The sequence below is a fragment of the Halomonas sp. EF61 genome (genome assembly GCF_040147045.1).
Classification (GTDB): domain Bacteria; phylum Pseudomonadota; class Gammaproteobacteria; order Pseudomonadales; family Halomonadaceae; genus Halomonas; species Halomonas litopenaei.
The window spans coordinates 400,716-420,137 of sequence record NZ_JAMSHM010000002.1 but is presented as its reverse complement, the minus strand read 5'-3'; the positions used below and the strand labels follow the sequence as shown (position 1 = coordinate 420,137).

At 63.5% G+C, this 19,422-nt stretch carries 14 protein-coding genes; 9 read left to right on the top strand and 5 right to left on the bottom strand.

Translation table 11 applies throughout. The features are described 5' to 3' along the window. Positions 1–16 precede the first annotated feature (16 nt). The 9 genes from NFI08_RS10795 (at position 17) to NFI08_RS10755 (ending at position 14,246) form a co-directional block, all read left to right on the top strand. The gene (locus tag NFI08_RS10795; RefSeq protein WP_162816531.1) at positions 17–2,110 is read left to right on the top strand and encodes a heparinase II/III domain-containing protein; all 2,094 of its coding nucleotides are present in this window, start codon (positions 17–19) and stop codon (positions 2,108–2,110) included. 198 nt (positions 2,111–2,308) lie between these two features. After that, the gene (locus NFI08_RS10790; protein ID WP_108449881.1) at positions 2,309–4,081 is read left to right on the top strand and encodes a sodium:solute symporter family transporter; all 1,773 of its coding nucleotides are present in this window, start codon (positions 2,309–2,311) and stop codon (positions 4,079–4,081) included. A 316-nt stretch (positions 4,082–4,397) separates the two neighbouring features. Further along, complete coding sequence (locus tag NFI08_RS10785) at positions 4,398–5,105, top strand: oligogalacturonate-specific porin KdgM family protein (RefSeq protein WP_162816532.1); 708 nt, start codon at positions 4,398–4,400, stop codon at positions 5,103–5,105. A gap of 188 nt (positions 5,106–5,293) precedes the next feature. Then, entirely contained in the window at positions 5,294–7,012 is a 1,719-nt protein-coding gene (locus NFI08_RS10780) for a sodium:solute symporter family transporter (protein ID WP_108449884.1), read from the top strand. A 160-nt stretch (positions 7,013–7,172) separates the two neighbouring features. Further along, on the top strand, positions 7,173–9,365 hold the full coding sequence (locus tag NFI08_RS10775; RefSeq protein WP_108449885.1) for an OsmC domain/YcaO domain-containing protein: 2,193 nt from the start codon (positions 7,173–7,175) through the stop codon (positions 9,363–9,365). 414 nt (positions 9,366–9,779) lie between these two features. Then, a complete protein-coding gene (locus NFI08_RS10770; RefSeq protein WP_349589268.1) occupies positions 9,780–11,453 on the top strand; it encodes a BCCT family transporter in 1,674 nt (557 codons plus the stop codon). Positions 11,454–11,501: 48 nt separating this feature from the next. Further along, positions 11,502–12,878 (top strand): NAD(P)/FAD-dependent oxidoreductase, encoded by a 1,377-nt coding sequence (locus tag NFI08_RS10765; protein WP_108131703.1) that lies wholly within the window; start codon positions 11,502–11,504, stop codon positions 12,876–12,878. A 123-nt stretch (positions 12,879–13,001) separates the two neighbouring features. Further along, positions 13,002–13,433 carry a nuclear transport factor 2 family protein gene (locus NFI08_RS10760; protein WP_124802286.1) on the top strand — a complete coding sequence of 144 codons (432 nt, stop codon included), beginning with the start codon at positions 13,002–13,004 and terminating at the stop codon, positions 13,431–13,433. Positions 13,434–13,616: 183 nt separating this feature from the next. Then, positions 13,617–14,246 carry a helix-turn-helix domain-containing protein gene (locus NFI08_RS10755; protein WP_185696352.1) on the top strand — a complete coding sequence of 210 codons (630 nt, stop codon included), beginning with the start codon at positions 13,617–13,619 and terminating at the stop codon, positions 14,244–14,246. Between the two features lie 234 nt (positions 14,247–14,480). Here NFI08_RS10755 and NFI08_RS10750 read toward each other — a convergent pair whose 3' ends face one another. Genes NFI08_RS10750 through NFI08_RS10730 form a run of 5 tightly spaced genes read right to left on the bottom strand, consistent with a single transcriptional unit; the run spans position 14,481 to position 19,421 of the window. Beyond that, positions 14,481–15,443: a C-terminal binding protein gene (locus tag NFI08_RS10750; RefSeq protein ID WP_124802282.1), complete on the bottom strand. Its 963-nt coding sequence runs from the start codon at positions 15,441–15,443 to the stop codon at positions 14,481–14,483. 12 nt (positions 15,444–15,455) lie between these two features. Next, the gene (locus NFI08_RS10745) at positions 15,456–16,232 is read right to left on the bottom strand and encodes an SDR family NAD(P)-dependent oxidoreductase (RefSeq protein WP_124802280.1); all 777 of its coding nucleotides are present in this window, start codon (positions 16,230–16,232) and stop codon (positions 15,456–15,458) included. Further along, a complete protein-coding gene (locus tag NFI08_RS10740; RefSeq protein WP_124802278.1) occupies positions 16,229–17,248 on the bottom strand; it encodes a zinc-dependent alcohol dehydrogenase in 1,020 nt (339 codons plus the stop codon). Before NFI08_RS10740 ends, NFI08_RS10745 begins: the two co-directional genes overlap by 4 nt. A gap of 42 nt (positions 17,249–17,290) precedes the next feature. After that, complete coding sequence (locus tag NFI08_RS10735; RefSeq protein WP_124802276.1) at positions 17,291–18,433, bottom strand: mandelate racemase/muconate lactonizing enzyme family protein; 1,143 nt, start codon at positions 18,431–18,433, stop codon at positions 17,291–17,293. A 7-nt stretch (positions 18,434–18,440) separates the two neighbouring features. After that, positions 18,441–19,421, bottom strand: a complete 981-nt coding sequence (locus NFI08_RS10730) for an ABC transporter permease (RefSeq protein ID WP_045995138.1) — start codon at positions 19,419–19,421, stop codon at positions 18,441–18,443. Position 19,422 lies beyond the last annotated feature (1 nt).

The following is a 19,422-nucleotide window of genomic DNA, read 5'->3' as shown; positions in this document are numbered from 1 at the left end:
AGTGAGAAGTCAGAAGATGTCGAAGACGATGATGGGACTACTGTGGACACGGAACGATCTGGCGCGGATGGCCGAGCACATCGGTAGCACGAGCCGGCTCGGCGTGACCCTGGACGAGCTTGGCGAGCGGGTCGATGACGCCCTGGCCGCAGGGATCGTGGTGCCCGGGCAGGGCGAAGCGGGCAGTTTCGAGCACAACACCCACAAGCACAACGGCAAGCTGATCGAGCAGGCCGCGCTGGTGGGGCGGGTGAGGGAAGATTCCGCCTGTCTGGACGTTGCCCGGGACCTGCTGCTGGCCTACGCCGAGATCTATCGGGGCATGCCCTATCAGGTGGCCAGGAACACCAACCCGCCGGGCAAGCTGTTCCACCAGATTCTCAACGAGCAGATGTGGCTGCTGGGGGCCTCGCTCGGCTATTCATTGCTGCGCGACGACCTGAGCGACGACCAGCGCACACGCATCGAGCAAGGGCTTTTCGAGCCCATGCTCGAGATGTTCACCGTCACCTACGAGCACGACTTCGATCGCATCCACAACCACGGCCTGTGGGCGGTGGCCGCGGCGGGTATCTGCGCGCTGGTCATCGGCCGCCAGGACGTCGTCGACAAGGCGATCCTCGGCAATGATGGCAGTGGAGAAACCGGCGGCTTTCTGGCCCAGATCGACACTCTGTTCTCGGCCGATGGCTACTACGTGGAAGGGCCCTACTACCACCGCTTTGCCATCCACCCGCTGTGTCTGTTCGCCGAGGCGCTGGCGCTGCATCGGCCCGAACTGGCGATCCATGAATGTTCTGACGGACGAATCAGCAAGTCCATCCGGGCGCTGCTGGCGACTGCCTACCCGGACGGGACCTTTCCCGCCCTCAATGACGCCTCGCGCACCATGGACATCGACGACGAAGGCGTGCGGATCGCGCTGGCGGTGCACATTGGCCGCCACGGTGCCGACCCGGAACTCGTCGCCATGGCGGCCCAGCAGCGTGGCACCTGGGCCCATGGTTTCGGCGTGGATCTGGCCGAGGCCGTCGCTCGGTCGTCGGCCTCTGCCACGATCCCCAGCGCACTTCTGAGTGATGGCGCAGGGGGACAGGCTCACCTCAAGCAGGGGGAGGGGGCGCAGCGCCACCATCTGGTGGTGGCGGCGGGCCAGCACGGCATGGGGCATGGGCACTTCGATCTGCTGGGCCTGTCCTTGTTCAGCGCTGGGCGCGAGCGCCTCAACGAGTATGGCTATTGCCGCTGGGTCAACGTGGAGCCCAAGTTCGGCGGGCGCTACCTGGCCGAGAACGAGGGCTACGCCAAGCAGTCGGTCGCCCACAACCTGGTAGTGGTGGACCAGGCCAGTCAGCACCGGGGCGACCATCGCCTGGCCGATCAGAGCGCCGGGCGCATCGAGCAGTTCGTCGATCGCAGCGACGTGGATGGTGTCACCGCGGTGTGCTGCTCGACCGATGACGCCTATCCGGGAGTCAGCCTGCGTCGCCACTGCCTGCTGCTGACGACCGAGCTGAGCGAGCATCCGCTGCTGGTCGATATCGTCGAGACCAGCGGCCATGAGCGTCACTGCTACGACTACGTGTTCAACTTCACCGGCCAGGTCATCAAGTGGTGGGGGGGCTACGCCGCCCGCGACACCCTCGAGGTGCTGGGAGAGGCCGATGGCTATCAGCACCTGTGGGTGGTGGGCGAGCAGCGGGGCTCCCAGGAAGGCCCCAGCAGCCACGCGATGACCTGGCTGGATGGCGATCGTTTCATCACCTGGCACCAGCGCTCGCAGCACCCATCGAGCGCCATGCAGCTATTGGTCGGCGCCAACGATCCTGAGCGCAATCTGCGCCACGAGAAGAAGGTCATGGCGAGAAGCCACGCCGAGGCGACCGTGTTCGTCAATGTCTTCGAGCAGCACGGTCACTTTGATGAAGCCCATGAAGCCTGTCTGAATGCCAGGCCGACCCTCAAGTCGGTGGAGTTCGACCGCCGGGCCGATGAGCGGATCGAGGTAAGGCTTACCTTCCCCTGGAGGCGCGAGACGCTGGTCATCGACCCGAACGCTGCCTCCGGCTCCGACTACGTCAGTCTGAAGGGAGGGGGATATATGAAATGATCGTTCTATGTTGAGGCAATAACGCCTCACTCCGTTCAGTAATACCTCGAAATAAAAGCGTTAATGGTTCGGAAAGCTGAAATTTCGGCTCTCCGGGCATGGCCCCCTTATGCCCGAAATTCAGGCTGCGCCATGTCCCGGAAGTGATTGGCTCCAGTTTTCCGAGTGGAAGTACAACGACAACACGAGTTCGCCAACATGAGTCTAGATATCGATACGGTCATCATAGGGGTCTATTTCCTCTTTCTGATTGCGATTGGCTGGATGTTCAGGACCTTTACCTCGAATACCAGTGATTACTTTCGCGGCGGCGGCAAGATGCTGTGGTGGATGGTCGGCGCCACCTCCTTCATGACCCAGTTCAGCGCCTGGACCTTTACCGGTGCTGCCGGCAAGGCCTATGACGATGGCTTTGCGGTCGCCATCATCTTCATGGCCAATGCCTTTGGCTATCTGATGAATTATCTGTATTTCGCACCGCGCTTCCGTCAACTGCGCGTGATCACCGTGATTCAGGCCATTCGTCTCAGGTTCGGCAAGGTCAACGAGCAGGTGTTCACCTGGTCAGGCATGCCCAACAGCGTCATCTCGGCGGGTATCTGGCTCAACGGTCTGGCGATCGTGGCGTCGGGCCTGTTCGGCTATGACATGGAGACCACCATCATCATCACCGGTCTGGTGGTGCTGTTCATGTCGGTGACGGGTGGGTCCTGGGCGGTTATCGCCTCGGACTACATGCAGATGGTGATCATCATGTCGGTGACCATCACCTGCGCCATCGTCGCCGTCTATCAAGCCGGTGGTGCCACCAATATCGTCGAAAACTTCCCGGTCGACTTCTTTGTCGGCGACAACATCAACTATCTGTCGATCTTCGCCATCTGGGGTTTCTGTATCTTCATCAAGCAGTTCAGCATCACCAACAATATGCTGAACTCCTATCGCTACCTGGCTGCCAAGGACTCGAAGAACGCCAGGAAGGCTGGCCTGCTGGCCTGCGTGCTGATGACCATGGGGCCCTTCATCTGGTTCATGCCGAGCTGGTTCATGGCCAGTGAAGGCGTCGATCTGGGGGCGCTGTATCCCGAAGCCGGCGCCAAGGCGGCCGACTTCGCCTACATGAGCTTCGTCGAGCTGTACATGCCGGCGGGTATGCTCGGGCTTCTGATCTCGGCGATGTTCGCCGCCACCATGTCCTCCATGGACTCCGGTCTGAATCGCAACTCCGGCATCTTCGTCAAGAACTTCTATGAAGTCATCCTGCGTCCCAACGCCAGCGAGAAGGAGCTGGTACTGGTCTCCAAGATCTCGTCCACGGTGTTCGGTCTGGCCATCATCGGTTTTGCCTTGTTCATCAATTCGCTCAAGGGACTCAGCCTGTTCGACGCCATGATGTACGTCGGCGCCCTGATCGGCCTGCCGATGACGATTCCTGCACTGCTCGGCTTCTTTATCCGCAAGACCCCGGACTGGTCGGCCTGGGCCACCCTGATCGTCGGCGGCATCGTGTCCTACCTGGTCGGCGTGGTGATGACGGCGGAATTCATCCAGAACACCTTCCAGCTCGACACCGCTCTGACCGGACGTGAATGGGCCGATCTCAAGGTCGCGGTGGGCATCATCTCCCACGTCGTGATCACCGGTGGCTTCTTCGTCTCGACCTGCCTGTTCTACCGCGGCCACAGCTCCGAGCGTCAGGTCGAGGTCGACACCTTCTTTACCAACCGCGACACCCCGGTGGTCACCGGAAAGGACGAACAGGTCGAGGTGGACAACCGTCAGCGCAACATCCTTGGCTACCTGATCATCGTCGCCGGCCTCGGCGTGACCCTGATGTTCCTGCTGCCCAATCCGTTGTGGGGACGCGTCACCTTTGTGGTGTGCGGCGGCATCATCCTGGCGATCGGTCTGGTACTGATCGGCTCCATTCAGAAAACCACCAACAGCAGCAAGAAGGAGGAATACGCCTAGCACCCTTGAAGACACAACAAGCAACAAGGAGATCCATCATGCCACTCAATATTGACCACAGCAGGAAGACCGGACTTCTGCTGTCGGCGGTCCTGGACCCGAGCCTCTGCGAGGCTCGGTACCCCGCCCATCACTTTCTCGAGACGCTGGACCATGGCCGCTTTCGCTTCCCTCAAGAGGGTAGGCCGTTATCCAGCGGGCCTTGTATCGATCGTCTGAACATCGGCCCCTGCGGGGCGCCAGATACGTTCAGGACCGATGGGCCATCTCTGCCGAAAAAGCCGACGTCAAAGCAACAAGTACAATGAGTGAACCAATGAGCAAGAAATTTATCCTCGGTGTTCTGTCTTCCGCTGCGTTCATGTCCACCAGTGTCATTTCTACCAGCGTTGAAGCGATCACCCTCGACTATCGACACGAGTACAAGCATCACACCGAACAGCACGCCAACCGGGTCAAGGTCAGCGATTCCATGGGCATCTTCTACTACGGACTTGAGGCCAAGTTCGCTGGGCAAAGCGAAGATGATGGCACCCAGGGCGCCTTTTCCGACCTCGGCCGTGGCGACAGCGAGATCGACTGGGGCATCAAGTACCCCCTCGATGAAAACTGGTACATCCAGCCCGGCATGCCGATCACCTTCGGTGACGGCAACAACAGCCTCAAGCCGCAGTTTCGCATCGGCTATCGTGCCAGCAGCCTGCCGCTGACCACCACGCTGCGTTATCGCCGTCAGTACACCAGCTACAGTGACGACGATCGCGAAGACTATGTGCAGAACAAGATCACCTTTGTGATGAGCTATAGTCCCGGGGATTATCGCTACTGGCTGGAGTTGAACTACAACCACAACGAGGACCGGGACATCTTCGACAACGGCCGGGAGGCCTACGATGCGATCTTCGGCGCCGGACGGCGCTTCGGCTCCTGGATGCCGTATTTCGATCTGTCCGATGTCGGCGTCAGCTCCGATTCCGATACGCGTCAGCTACGCACTCGGGTGGGCCTCAAGTACTACTACTGAAACGCTGTCGGGCGAAGTGAGCACTCGCTTCGACCAGTCCTCGATCATGACCGACAACAAGGCGGCCTTGACCTCACAAGGCCGCTTGCCGTCCTGGGCCGACCCTGTAGAGGAGCCTATCTTCCGGGAACCGACATCTCGAGGAAGTTTTGGCTAGGGCGGCCTTTTTTTTAGCGGAGAATTACCCGATGCCTACCCTCGACAGGGTCGCACTGTTGCTCGCCTTGATGGTCATCGTCGGCACGGTGATCGCCTATCGCCGCCGTACCGAGACGCCGGACGGCTTTGTCCGTGGAGGAGGTCGGGTACCCTGGTGGATGGCGGGCAGTACTGCCTTCATGACCCAGTTCTCCGCCTGGACCTTTACCGGCGCCGCCCAGAAGGCCTACGAGGATGGCTTTTCGGTGCTGATGATCTTCTGGGGCAACGCGCTTGGGTTTCTGCTGGCGGCGCTCTATTTTGCACCACGATTTCGGCGTCTGCGGGTGTCCACCTACTCCGAGATCATTCGGATGCGCTACGGCAGGTTCACCCAGCTCTTCTATGTGGCGAGCCAGATCCTTCTCACCCTGATGACCGCCTCCATCGCGCTCTATGGCGTGTCGCTGTTTCTCGGCGCGGTGTTCGATGTTCGGGTGGCCTTCGTCACCCTGGTGATCGGTGCTGTCATCATCTGCGTGACGCTGATCGGCGGGGTCTGGGTGGTGTCCGCCAACAACTTCATCCAGATGGTCCAGCTGGCGGTGCTGACCTTCGTCATCGGTGGCTTCGGCCTGTGGCTTGCCGCCGATACCGACATGAGGGTGATCGGCGACGGCCGTGACTTCTGGATCGGCGGCGACGACTACAGCCTGGGCATCATGGTCGTGTGGTCGGGGGCGATGCTGGTCAAGCAGTGCATCAGCATCAACAACGCCACCTCCAGCTATCGCTTCCTTACCACCAATGGTGATCGCGATGCGCGCAAGGCCGCCTTCCTGGCCTCGATCCTGTTCGTGGTGGGGCCGGTAAGCTGGTTTATCCCGCCCTGGCTGATCGGGCAGGCGGGCATAGATCTGGCTGCGCTCTATCCGGCGCTTGGCGAGGACGCCGCCAACGCCGCCTACGTCCACTTCATCCGTGACTTTCTGCCGCCGGGGGTGCTGGGGCTGGTGGTGGCGGCGATGCTGGCGGTCACGGTGGCGCCGATCACCACCTCGCTCAACCGCGACGCCGGGGTGATCATCAGCCTGCTGACGCCGCTGCTGGGGGTAAGCGAACGGCTCGGCCAGCGCCTGGTGGCCATCGGGCGTAGTTTCGGGGTGCTTCAGGGCAGCATCATCGTGACGCTGGCCATCGCCCTGGGCCAGGTCCACCACCTCAGCCTGTTCGACATCATGGTGATGTTCGGGGTGATCTTCCAGATGCCGCTGGCGCTGCCGGCCATGCTGTCCATCGCCAGGACCGGCGCCCCTGACTGGGCCGGTTGGGGCGGGGTACTGGTGGGTATCCTGGTGACCACCACGAGCTATCTGTGGCTCGACGTCGAGGCGTTCAGCCAATGGCTCGGCCTGCCGTCGATCCATCCCTCCCAACTGGTCGATATCAAGCTCGCGGTCTCGCTAATGCTGCAGGTCGTCAGCGTGGTGGGTTTCGTCTACCTGGCGCGTTTCGTCCATGCACCGCCCAGAAGCACCGCCCGCCAGGCAGAGGTCGACGAGTTGTTTGCCCGGCTGGAGCGCCCGGTGGCCGCGGACACCACGCCGGACAGCGGCGGGCCGTCGCGCAAGCTGGCGCCGAGACTGGTGCGGTACGTCGCGCTGGTATCGCTGCTGTTGGCGGTACTCGCCGATACCTGGCTCGGCACCGGCTTCTTTTTGGTCGTGGCCGTGTGTCAGTTGATAATCTCGCGACTCCTCAGGCGTTGAGGGGCAGGGGGCGGCAGGAGGTCGACTCGCCAGGTCATCACGAGCAAATTTCATCCGGCGGGCCAAGACGTCGCCGGGGGAAAACTGGATAATGCGCTCCAAAGGCGTTGTCGGTGGCGAGTGTCCGACGACCCAAACCCATTACTCCGGTGCTGACTCCATGGAAATCAAGGTCAATTTTCTCGACAACCTGAGGCTCGAGGCCAAGTTCGACGACTTCACCGTCGTCACCGACCAGCCCATCCGCTACAAGGGTGACGGCTCGGCGCCGAGCCCCTTCGACTATTTCCTGGCGTCGTCTGCCCTGTGTGCCGCCTACTTCGTCAAGGTCTACTGCGTCGCCCGGGATATCCCCACCGAAAATATCCGGCTGTCGCAGAACAACATCGTCGACCCGGAAAACCGCTACAACCAGATCTTCAAGATCCAGGTAGAGCTGCCCGAAGACCTGTCCGACAAGGACCGCCAGGGCATCCTGCGCTCTATCGAGCGCTGCACCGTGAAGAAGGTGGTGCAGACAGGCCCCGAGTTCCAGATCGAGACGGTGGAGAACCTCGACGAGGACGCCCAGGCGCTGCTGATGGCGGAGCCGGAAGAGGGCCAGAGCACCTGGATCGAGGGCAAGGATCTGCCGCTGGAGCAGACCATCGCCAACATGACTGCCATGCTGGCCGAGCTCGGCATGAAGGTCGAGATCGCCTCCTGGCGCAACATCGTGCCCCACGTCTGGTCACTGCACATCCGCGACGCCGCCTCGCCCATGTGCTTCACCAACGGCAAGGGCTCGACCAAGGAGAGCGCACTGTGCTCGGCGCTGGGCGAGTTCATCGAGCGGCTGAGCTGCAACTTCTTCTACAACGACCAGTTCTTCGGCGAGGAGATCGCCTCGAGCGAGTTCGTCCACTATCCCTGTGAAAAGTGGTTCAAGCCCGGGCCCAACGACGAGCTGCCCAAGGGCATCCTCGACGATTACTGCCTGGAGATCTTCGATCCCGACGGCGAGCTTCAGGGCTCCCACCTGATCGACACCAACTCCGGCAATGTCGAGCGCGGCATCGTCGCGCTGCCCTTCGTGCGCCAGTCCGATGGCGAGGTGATCTACTTCCCCTCCAACCTGATCGAGAACCTCTACCTGTCCAACGGCATGAGCGCCGGCAACACCCTGGCCGAGGCCCAGGTGCAGTGCCTGTCGGAGATCTTCGAGCGCGGTGTGAAGCGCCAAATCCTCGAGCAGGAGCTGGCCCTGCCCGACGTGCCCGAGGAGGTGCTGGCGAAGTATCCGGACATCGTCGAAGGGGTGAAGGCGCTGGAGGCCCAGGGCTTCCCGGTGCTGGTCAAGGATGCCTCCCTCGGAGGCCAGTTCCCGGTGGCCTGCGTGACCCTGATGAACCCCAAGACCGGCGGCGTGTTCGCCTCCTTCGGCGCCCACCCGAGCTTCGAGGTCGCCATCGAGCGCAGCCTGACCGAGCTGATGCAGGGGCGCAGTTTCGAGGGGCTCAATGACTTCATGCCGCCCACCTTCAACTCGCTGGCGGTGACCGAGCCCAACAACTTTGTCGAGCACTTCATCGACTCCTCTGGGCTGGTGTCCTGGCGCTTCTTCAGCGCCAGGCCCGACGTCGAGTTTGTCGAGTGGGACTTCTCCGGCAGCAACGACGAGGAGGCGGCGACCCTGTTCGGTATCCTCGAGGAGATGGGCAAGGAAGCCTACATGATGGTCCACGAGGACCTGGGCGCGCCGGTCTGCCGCATCCTGGTGCCGGGCTATTCCGAGGTCTATCCGGTCGAGGACCTGGTGTGGGACAACACCAACATGGCGCTGGACTACCGCGAGGACATCCTCAATCTGCATCGTCTCGACGACGACCAGCTCGCGGATCTGCTCGAGCGGCTGGAAGAGAGCCAGATCGACGAGCACATGGACATCATCACCCTGATCGGTATCGAGTTCGACGAGAACACCGTTTGGGGCCAGCTGACCATCCTCGAGCTCAAGCTGATGCTCCACCTGGCGCTCGGCCAGCACGAGGAGGCGCTGGATCGGGTCGAGATGTTCCTGCAGTACAACGACAACACCGTCGAGCGTGGCCTTTACTACCAGGCGGTGCGGGCGGTGCTGGAGATCACCCTGGACGACGAGCTAGAGCTCGACGACTTCCTCTACAACCTGCGCCGCATGTTCGGGGACGAGACCATGGACAGCGTGGTCGGTGTGGTCAGCGGCGAGTTGCGCTTCCCCGGCCTTACCCCGACCAGCATGGCGCTCGAAGGGCTGGAAAAGCACCAGCGCCTGATCGAGAGCTACAAGAAACTGCACGCGCGCAGGGCTCAGCTGGCCAAAGCCCAGAGCTGATCAGCCCAGCCCAGCCACCGGCGCCGGTGTAACGGCCAGGCCCTGTGACGGCCTTCAATACCAACGCCCCCGACGGACTTCGTCGGGGGCGTTTTCGTCTGCGCTTCGTACAACGCTCGGGGACAGACGCCCCTGTCTCGCCAAGGTGCTGATGTTCCGGCATATGGGCCGCTTTCCTGGCGCGCTGGACGGCATCTGAGCGATGGATACCAGGCTAGAACTTTGGTCTAGAATCTTGAAATAAATCCGCGTCGTTTCTTGTTGGTGAAAAAATAGCTGCTATTTTTCATTTTCGTGAAGTCAAAGCGTTTTACGCCAGCTATTGCTCGAAGTCGGCGGCGTTGTCGCGGGGGCCGGGGTTGCGGCTTGGCGGCGTGTCACCGCCTTCGGGTGTCATCCACCAAGGAGTTTTCGATGACCCAACAATCGATAACGAATGTCGAAAGCCATCCGCCAGCGGGACCGGTCAGCCGCATCTTCGGCCAGTATGATCGCTCGCTGTTCTGGCCTGTGCTGCTGATCTACGGCTTGATCATGGCTTGCGCGCTGTTCTTTCCGACCCTGATCGGTCAGGTGTTGTCCTCGACCCGTGACTTTCTGATCTTCAACTTCGGCTGGGGCTTTTTGCTGGGGATGGGGGGTGCGCTGCTGTTCTGTCTCTACCTGGTGATCAGCCCCTATGGTGATCTGAAGCTTGGCGCCGACGATGAGGTGCCGGAGTTCTCCTACGGCGCCTGGATCTCGATGCTGTTCAGCTGCGGCTTTGGCATCGGCTTTGTGTTCTTCAGCGTGGCCGAGCCGTTGACCCACCTCTATCAGTCCTCCCACGTCATCGACATGGGGGCGACGGGAGAAGCCGCCGGGGTCGCCAAGGCCGTCCAGCTGACCTTGCTGGACTGGGGCATGCACGGCTGGGCGGTGTTTGCCATCGCCGCCTGGGCGATCGCCTTTCCGGCCTACCGCCTGGGCCTGCCGCTGACGGTGGCCACCGGTCTCTACGGCATCCTGGGAGAGCGCTGCAACACCAGTGTCTGGGGGCGCCTGGCCAATGCCCTGGGGATCATCGGCACCATCGGCGGCAATGCCACCATGATCGGGCTCGGGGTGGCCTCCATCAACTACGGTCTGGCGACCTTGTTCGGATGGGACCTTGGTCCCGTTGGCCAGGCCCTGGTGATGATCGTGGTGATCGTGGCCTACGTGATTTCCGCAGCCACCGGCGTCGAGCGCGGCATCAAGGTGCTGAGCCAGGCCAATATGGTGATGGCTGGGGCGATTCTGCTGGCGCTGCTGTTCTTCGGCCATGCGCCCACTCAATATCTGCTGAACCTTGCCACCCAGCAGGTCGGCGACTACTTCGGCGAGGTCTTTGCGCTGCAGTTCTGGAGCGATGCCGGCAACTTCGAGCAGCGTGAATGGCTCGGTTGGTGGGTCGTGTTCTACTGGCTCTGGTACATCTCCTACATCCCTTTCTGCGGCGGCTTCATCGCGCGGATTTCCCGCGGCCGGACCCTGCGCGAGTTCATCGTCGGCGTGATCCTGGTGCCCATGCTGCTGGCAATCGGCTGGTTCAGCATCTGGGGAGGCTCCGCCGGCTACGTCGAGGTCACCGGTATCGCGCCTCTATGGGAAGGCGTGCAGCAAAAGCCCGAGTCGGGGATCTATGCCCTGCTCGAGAGCATGCCGGGTGGCTGGTGGCTGAGTCTGGGGGTGCTTTTCAATATCGTCATCTTCGCGGTGACGACCTCCGATTCGGCGTCCTTCTTTGCCGCCATGCAGGTCTCCAACGGCGATGAAAACCCCAAGGTGTCGATGCGCCTGCTGTGGGGCGTGGTGATCGGGTTTACCGGCATCATGTTCCAGTTGACCGGTGGCTTCGACGCGATCAGAAGCCTCGCCATCGTGGTCGGCGCTCCCTTCTTCGTGGTGGGTATCGCCTACATGGTGTCGGTCTACCGGATGCTCAAGTCCGCCAAGAAAGGCGGTGTGCACAACGACAGGATCGGCGTCTTCCACCGAGGCATGGTGCCTTACAAGATCGGCCGCCAGGGAGCCAATGGCGAGAGGCATAGTGATGATCGAGCTTGAACCCCGTGTCGTCGTCCTTTACCGCCAACCATCGAGGAGGAGTGTCTGATGTCAGTACTCACGCCGTTCGACCCCAGCTATGACCCGTTGAAAGACGCCACTCCCGGTGTCGGGCGGGACTACGCGCCGAGCTACTGGCGCCATCACGCCGGGCCTCCACCGCAGGACGACGGCCCGGTGGATCGCGACATGGACGTCGACGTGGTGCTGATCGGCGCTGGTTTTACAGGCCTTGCCACTGCGCTCTTTCTGGCGCGTGAGTACGGCATCAAGGCGACCGTGCTGGAGGCCAACCAGATCGGCTGGGGTTGCACCAGCCGCAATGGCGGCCAGGGGCATCTCGCCTGGGGCCGCCTGAGTCGCAGCCAGTGGGTGAAGCGCTGGGGCCAGGACGTCGCCCGGCGTCTTCACGCCAATAGCCTCGAGGGCTTCGAGGTGTTCCAGTCGATGGCCGAGGACCCCGAGATCGACTGCGAGCCGCAGAACCACGGCAACCTGTTGATCGCTCACAGCGCCAAGGCACTCGATGGACTCAAGGAGGAGTCACGGCTGTGCAATCGGCTGCTGGGCTACCCGACTCGAGTGCTCGGCCGCGATGATGTGCTCGAGGGTTACATCGGCGACCAGGAGGCCCAGGGCGCCATGCTGGAGCCGGTGGGAATCGCCGTTCAGCCGCTCAAGCTGGCCTACGGCTACGCCCGGGTGGCACGGCGGCTCGGAGCCAGGATTCACACCGCAAGCCCCGTCCAGGGCTGGACCACCGAGGGTGGGGTGCATCACCTCAGGACCCCGGGGGGTGTGGTGCGGGCGCGTGCCGTGGGCATCGCCACCGCGGGTTATACCAGCCCCCAGCTGCACCGAGTCACGGCCTACCGCAATATGCCGATCATGGCCAACTCGGTGTGGACCCGGACCTTGACCGACGACGAGGTCGAGGCCTGCGGCTTTCGTTCCACTGTGCTGACCACCGATACCCGCAAGCTGCGCTACTACTATCGCTTTCTGCCGGAAAGGCGCCTGCAGATCGGCACCCGTAGCGCGATCAGCGGTGCCGACGCCCAGAACCCGCGACACCTCAAGGTGGTCCACGATGCCATCGCACGAAAGTTCCCGGCCATCGCCGGTATCGAGACGCCCTGGTTTTCCCACGGCTGGATGGATATCTCCCACGACATGATGCCGAGGATCGTGCAGCCGGACCCCGGCAGCAGCATCTTCTACGCCCAGGGATACAGCGGCAATGGCGTGGCATTTTCTGCCTACGCCTCAAAAAAGATGGCGGCGCTGATCGCCGGCGAATCGCTCAAGGAGGCCGACCTGCCGATCTTCAATTCGCCCTTGCCCGGGCACCCGCTGAGGCCGGTGCGTCGTCTGGGCCAGCGTGCCCTTTACCGGTACTTCCAGGTGCTCGACAGCCTGCGATAGCCATGGCAATGGAGGGCGCCGCTTAGGCCTGGCGTCCTCTTCACCACCAGGATTCACGACGACCGCTACACACAGCGACCGCTACACACAGCGGCCAACATGTCCCGACAGGAGACACACCCCATGACGACAATGACAAACGAGACACTCAATCGCCTCTTCGCGGCCTTCAACGCCCACGATATCGACGCGGTGATGAGCTACTTTGCCGACGATATCGTCTTCGATACCGTCGCCGGGGACCAGGCCCATGGCACCCGCATCGTGGGCAGGGAGGCCGTCAAGGCGGCCTTCGAGAACACCTGGGGGACCATGCCTGACGTGCAGTGGATCAACGGCAGGCACTATTTCGTCACGGGCGGTGTCGCCGACGGTGGCAGCGATGGGCCAGGCGCTGGCGGCGAGCGTATCGTCTCCGAGTCGACCTTCGTCGCCACCCAGCCAGACGGCAAGCGAGTCGAGGCGGACGGGGTCGATCTGTTCAGCGTGCGAGATGGCAAGATCACCCGCAAGCAGGCGTTTCGCAAGCAGCGTCCCGCCTTTGACCCTAGTTGACGGCTTAGTCGTCGTGCGATGCCTTAGCCCCCGTGCGATGCCTTAGCCCCCGGGCGATGCGTCAGAGCCCGAGCGACGCGTGAGTGCAGCAGGCCAGGGAACGCCGGCGTTTATCACCTCGGCATCCGATCCCGGTCGAGCCTCTGGTAGTCTAGGTCCACGCCAATAATGATGGGAAAAGCGATGGCCAGGACGAAGGACGCCAGCAAGGAGGCCAGCAAGGAGGCCACCCGGGATACCCGCGAGGGTCAGGACGCCCTGCGGCTCGGTCAGCAGATCCGCGATCTGCGCAAGGCGCGTCAGATGACGCTGGCCGAGCTTGCCGAACGGGTCAACCGCTCGGTGGGCTATCTGAGCCAGGTCGAGCGGGGCGCGTCGTCGCTGCCCATCGGCGTGCTGCAGGCGATCAGCGAGGCGCTGGGGGTGCGGGTGAGCTGGTTCTTCGAGGCCGACAATGACGTGCCCGAGCACGAGCGGGACGTGATCGTGCGCGCCTCCGGCCGCCGGGCCATGGAATTTTCAGGCATCGGCGTCCGTGAAGAGCTGCTGTCGCCGCGTCTCAGCGGCCAGTTGATTCTGATCATGACGCGGCTGGAACCGGGCGGCAGCGGCGGTGAGGTGCCCAGGCAGCGCAAGGGCGAAGAGGCCGGCTACGTCGAAGCCGGGCAGCTCGAACTCACCATCGGTGATCAATGCCATCTGCTGGAGGCGGGCGACAGCTTCTCCATCACCGGCGATCAGCCCCACCTTATCCGCAACCCCGGCGATATCGAGACCCGGGTGGTCTGGGTGATGACCGGGGTCGACTATTGAGGCTTGTCTGAAAAGTACCTGCGCTCGGTAATACGGCGTTAAAAATCGGCTGGTGCGTCAGTCCGGTCAATATGCTCGTTTACACCCCGTAAACTGCGCTGTCGCACCGATTTTTGCCTTGTCTAACCTTCGCTCGTCGACTTTTCGGACGACGCCGAAGGCGCCCGGAGCGGTCTCCGGGCGTTCACTCCACGCGTTCTCTCCAGGCAGACTTTTCGGTGGCCGGCGAGGCCTTCAGGCGGGCAGTCGGTTCACCGGCCACAGCACCTTCTCGCCACTGGCGAAGCGCACCGCTTCCTCGGCCACCTTGCGCTTGAGCTCTTGCGCGGCGTCTTCTGAATACCAAGCCATGTGCGGGGTGATCAGGCAGTTGTCGATGCCCCTGAGCGGGCTATCGGCGGGCAAGGGTTCCTGCTCGGTGGTGTCCAGGGCGGCGCCGGCAAGCCTGCCTTCCTTCAGGGCCTGGGCCAGGGCCGTCTCGTCGATGATGCCGCCACGGGAGGTGTTGATCAGATAGGCCGAGTCCTTCATCCGCTCCAGTGCCGCGGCGTCCACCAGATGGCGGGTTTCCTCGGTCAAGGGGCAGAACAGCCCGATCACGTCGGCCTCCCGGAACAACTCATCGAGTTCCAGGCAGCGAAGCTGGTCGGTGCCGTCTTCGGCGTTGGGCTGATGGTAGCGGTCGTGGGCGATGACATTGAAGCCCAGCGCCGCCATCTTGCGGGCGTAGAGCCGGCCGATGCGACCCAGGCCGACCACCCCGGCGGTCATCCGGGTCTGGCGTCGGATCGGCATGGCATCGGCGTACTCCCAGCGTCCGGCCTGGCAGCCGGCGTTCATCGGCACCAGCTTGCGAATCAGCGCCAGGCTCAGGGCCAGGGCGTGATCGGATACCTCGTGCATGCCGTAGTCCGGGACGTTGCAGACCTGGACCCCGGCGGCGCTGGCGGCCTCGAGGTCGACGTTGTTGACGCCGACCCCGTAGCGCACGATCTGCTTGAGATCGGGCAGGGCCTCGAATACCCGGCGGGTGAAGGGGGCGTACTGGTTCAGGGCGATATCGACGCCCTGGAGCTGTTCGATCAGCGCATCTTCGCTTTGGCATTCAAGCAGCGGGACATCGAAGCCCACGCGCTTGAAGATCTCGGTTTCCACGTCGTGGTTGGCGTGGTCGAGGTCGGTAAAGACGATCTTCATGCAAGTCTCCTGTCAGCGGCCGAGGTAGCCGCCATCGACGGGCAGGGTGACACCGTGGACATAGTCCGAGGCAGGGGAGGCCAGAAACAGCAGCGGTCCTTTCATGTCTTCGCCATTGCCCCAGCGCCCGGCGGGAATGCGTGCGGTGATCTCGGCGTTGCGGCCCTCGTCGGCCAGCAGTGCGCTATTCATGTCGGTGGCCATGTAGCCCGGGGCGATGGCGTTGACGTTGATGCCCTTGGCCGCCCATTCGTTGGCCAGGGCCTTGGTCAGCTGCATCACGCCGCCCTTGCTGGCGGCGTAGGCCGGCACCGTCATGCCACCGAAGAACGACAGCAGCGAGGCGATATTGATGATCTTGCCCTGGCCGTCGGGCCCTTCGACGTTACGCTTAAGCATATGCCGGGCGGCGAGCTGACACAGCTCGAACACCGCCGTCAGGTTGACCTCGAGCACCGCCTCCCAGTCATCGGCGGGGAAGTGCTCGGAAGGGTGGCGGCGCTGGACGCCGGCGGCGTTGACCAGGATGTCGAGGCGACCGCCGAGCTTGGCAAGGGCAGCGTCGAAGCCCTCGCTGCGCTGCTGGCGGCTAGCCAGATCGACGACCACGCCATGACAGGCGCTGGTCGACGTGGACAGGCCCGAGGCGACCTCATGGACCTTTTCCGACGAGCCCAGGATGACGACCTCGGCGCCTGCCTCGAGCAGGGCTTCGGCCATGCCGAGGCCGAGGCCCCGGGTTCCGCCGGTGACGATGGCCTTGCGGCCGTGTAGATCGAACAGCTTCATGATTGGCAGTCCACCAGAACCTTGACGGTGTTGAGGGAGGGCGTGGCGATCATCTCGAAGACACCGGCCGCGTCGGACAGCGGCACCACCTGGGTGATGGTCTGGCGCAGTTCATCGGCCAGGGTGTCGGCTAGAGTCAGGGCGTCGCCGAACTGCTTGTGGGTGTAGACCCGGGAGCCGATCAGGGTCAGCTCCTTGAAATTCACGTCGATCAGATTGACCGCGTGGGCCGCCTTGTGGGTGGCGGTCAGGCAGATGGTACCGCCGACGCGTACTACCTTGGTCATCTCCAGCGCCGCGCTCTCGACGCCGGAGCACTCGAACACGGCGTCGGCGCCGTCGCCGCCGGTGGCGCTGGCCACCCGCTCGACCAGGCTCTCGCTGCGCACGTCCACGGTATCGAAGCCGAGCTGGCGACACAGCCCCAGGCGGCCTTCGTCGACATCGGAGACGATCACCCGGGAGGCGCCGGCGTGGCGCAGCACGATGGCGGTCAACAGGCCGATGGGGCCGGCGCCCATCACCACTGCGCTGTCGAGCAGCGCAAAGCGTGCCTGGTGCAGGGTCCTGACCACCACCGCCAGAGGCTCCACCAGCGCCGCCACCTCATCGGACAGGCTGTCCGGCACCTTGAACAGCACGCTTTCGTCGATCCACTGATGGTCGGTCATGCCACCGTCACGATCGATGCCGATCAGGCGCAGGTTGGCGCAGACATGCGGGGTGCCGTTGCGACAGGGATGGCAGTCGCCGCAGGAGATCAGCGGGTAGGCCACCACTCGGTCGCCCACCGCGAAGCGCGAGTCCGGCGGCGTCTGCTCCACGCGGCCGACGAATTCGTGGCCCAGCACCAGGGGCGCTTGGGCGCGCGGGTGCTTGCCCGAGTAGATGCCGATGTCGGTGCCGCAGACACCGCAGTAGAGCATGCGAACCTTGACGGCGCCGGCCCGCTCGGTGGGCTCCGGCACCTCGGTGACCTCGACCTGGCGGGGGCCGGTATAGACCAGTGCTTCCATGGGGGTTCCTCGTGTCGTCGGGGCGTTGTGAAGAGGGAGAATTCAGGCGCTGTGCTGCTGGCGCTCGGCACCGCTGTCGCTGCCGAGCCGTGCACCGCCGGTGCGATGGGGGGCCATCCGGTCGCGGTCGAACTCGACCCCGATGCCGGGGCTGTCCGGGGCCACCGCGCGACCCTGGTCGAGGACCAGCGGACGTCGGGTGTAGTGATCGATGGGGAAGGAGTGGATCTCCATCCAGCCGGCGTTGGGCTGGGCCGACACCAGGCTTACGTGCAATTCCTGCATGCCGTGGCTGCAGATGGGCAGGCCGTAGTGGCGGCTCTGGCGGGCGACATCGAGCCAGCCGCTGATACCGCCGCAGTTGGAGGCGTCGGGTTGGATGAAGGATAGCCGCGCTTGTTCGAAGGCGTAGCCGAATTCGTGAGAGGTGTGCAGGTTCTCGCCCATGGCCAGGGGCATGCCGGTCGCCTCGGCGATGCGGGCATAGCCCTGGTAGTCATCGGGAAGGGTGGGTTCCTCGAACCAGGTGATGTCATAGGGCGCGAAGGCCCTGGCAGCCTCGATGGCGCCATCGACGCTCAGCGCGTAGTTGGCGTCCACCATGAAGGGACGTTCGGGGCCGATCAGCTCGCGTACCCGCGCCACCCGCTCGACATCCTCGGCAAGGGTCGGGCGGCCGACCTTGATCTTGATGGCCTCGGCGCCCTGGTCGAGGTAGCCCTGAACGTTGGCAAGCAGCCGCTCGAGGGAGAAGTTGAGGTCGATGCCGCCGAAGTAGGCCTGGCACTGGCGGCCCTGGCCGCCGGCCATCTGCCATAGCGGCTGGCCGAGGCGGCGGCCCTTGAGGTCCCACAGCGCGATATCCAGCGCCGAGATGGCGAAGGCGGCGATGCCGCCGCGGCCCACGTAGTGGATATGCCATAGCATGTCGTCGTAGCAGCCGGCGATGTCACCGGCGTCACGCCCCAGCAGCATCGGCGCCAGGTCGTGCTCGAGCAGTGCCAGGATGGCGTGTCCGCCGCGCCCGCCGGTATAGGTGTAGCCGGTACCGCTGTGGCCATCCGCGGTGGTGACGGTGGCGGTCACGACCTCGAAGTCGGTGTGCACGCCATGCTTGGCATCGCCCATGGGCTCGCTCAGCGGCAGTCGGTAGAGGTCGAGCTCGATGGAGGTGATCGTCGACATGGGAGGATTATCCTGTGTTGCGTGTGCGCGTGATCTGCACCTGGATCGCGATCACGACGAAGAGAAAGGCGCCGCGGATGACCATCTGCCAGTAGGCGCTGAGGTTGAAGGTGCCGAGTCCGTTTTCGAAGTTCAAAAGGTTGAAGATCAGACCGAGCATCAAGGCGCCGATCAGCGTCGCCACCAGCGACCCCTTGCCGCCGGTCAGCAGGGTGCCGCCGACGACGACGGCGGCGATGGCGGTCAACTCCCAGCCTAGTCCCTCCAGCGGCTGGCCGGCGCCAAAGCCCGAGGCCAGAAAGACCCCGGCGAGCCCGGCACAACCACCGCTGATCAGGTAGGCCAGGGTCTTCGCCTTGCGTGCGGGCAGGCCCATCAGGTGGGCGGCTTCCTCGTTGTCGCCCACCGCGAGCATGGTGCGGCCGATGGGGCGTTGTTCCAGCAGCCACCAGAGACCGGCGCCGACCACCAGGGTGATGGCGAAGCTCCAGGGCAGCAGGCCGCCGATCGACTCCATCCCCAGTCGGGTAAAGCCGCTGGCCCAGTCCACCGGCACCGTCTGGTTGCCGCTGATGATCAGGGCGGTGCCCTTGGCCGCCAGCAGGCTCGCCAGGGTGGCGATAAAGGGAGGGATATGCAGGCGCGTGATCATCACCGCATTGACCAGACCCGCCGCCAGTCCGGTGGCGAGCCCCGCCAGGAGCGCCGGGACCAGGCCGTAGGGGCTGACGTAGGCGGCGGTGACCGAGGACAGCGCCGCCACCGTGCCCACCGACAGGTCGATGCCACCGGTGATGATCACCAGGCACATGCCCAGGCTGATCAGCACGAACATGGCGTTGTAGTTGAGAAAGGACGAAAGATTGTAGGCGCTGCCGAAATTGTCGTAGCGGATCAGGCCGAGGCAGACCAGTGCCAGCAGGATCACGCAGACCCCGGTGGCCTGGCCATTGTCGGCAAGGCGCTGGCGCCAGGAGACGGTGGTCATG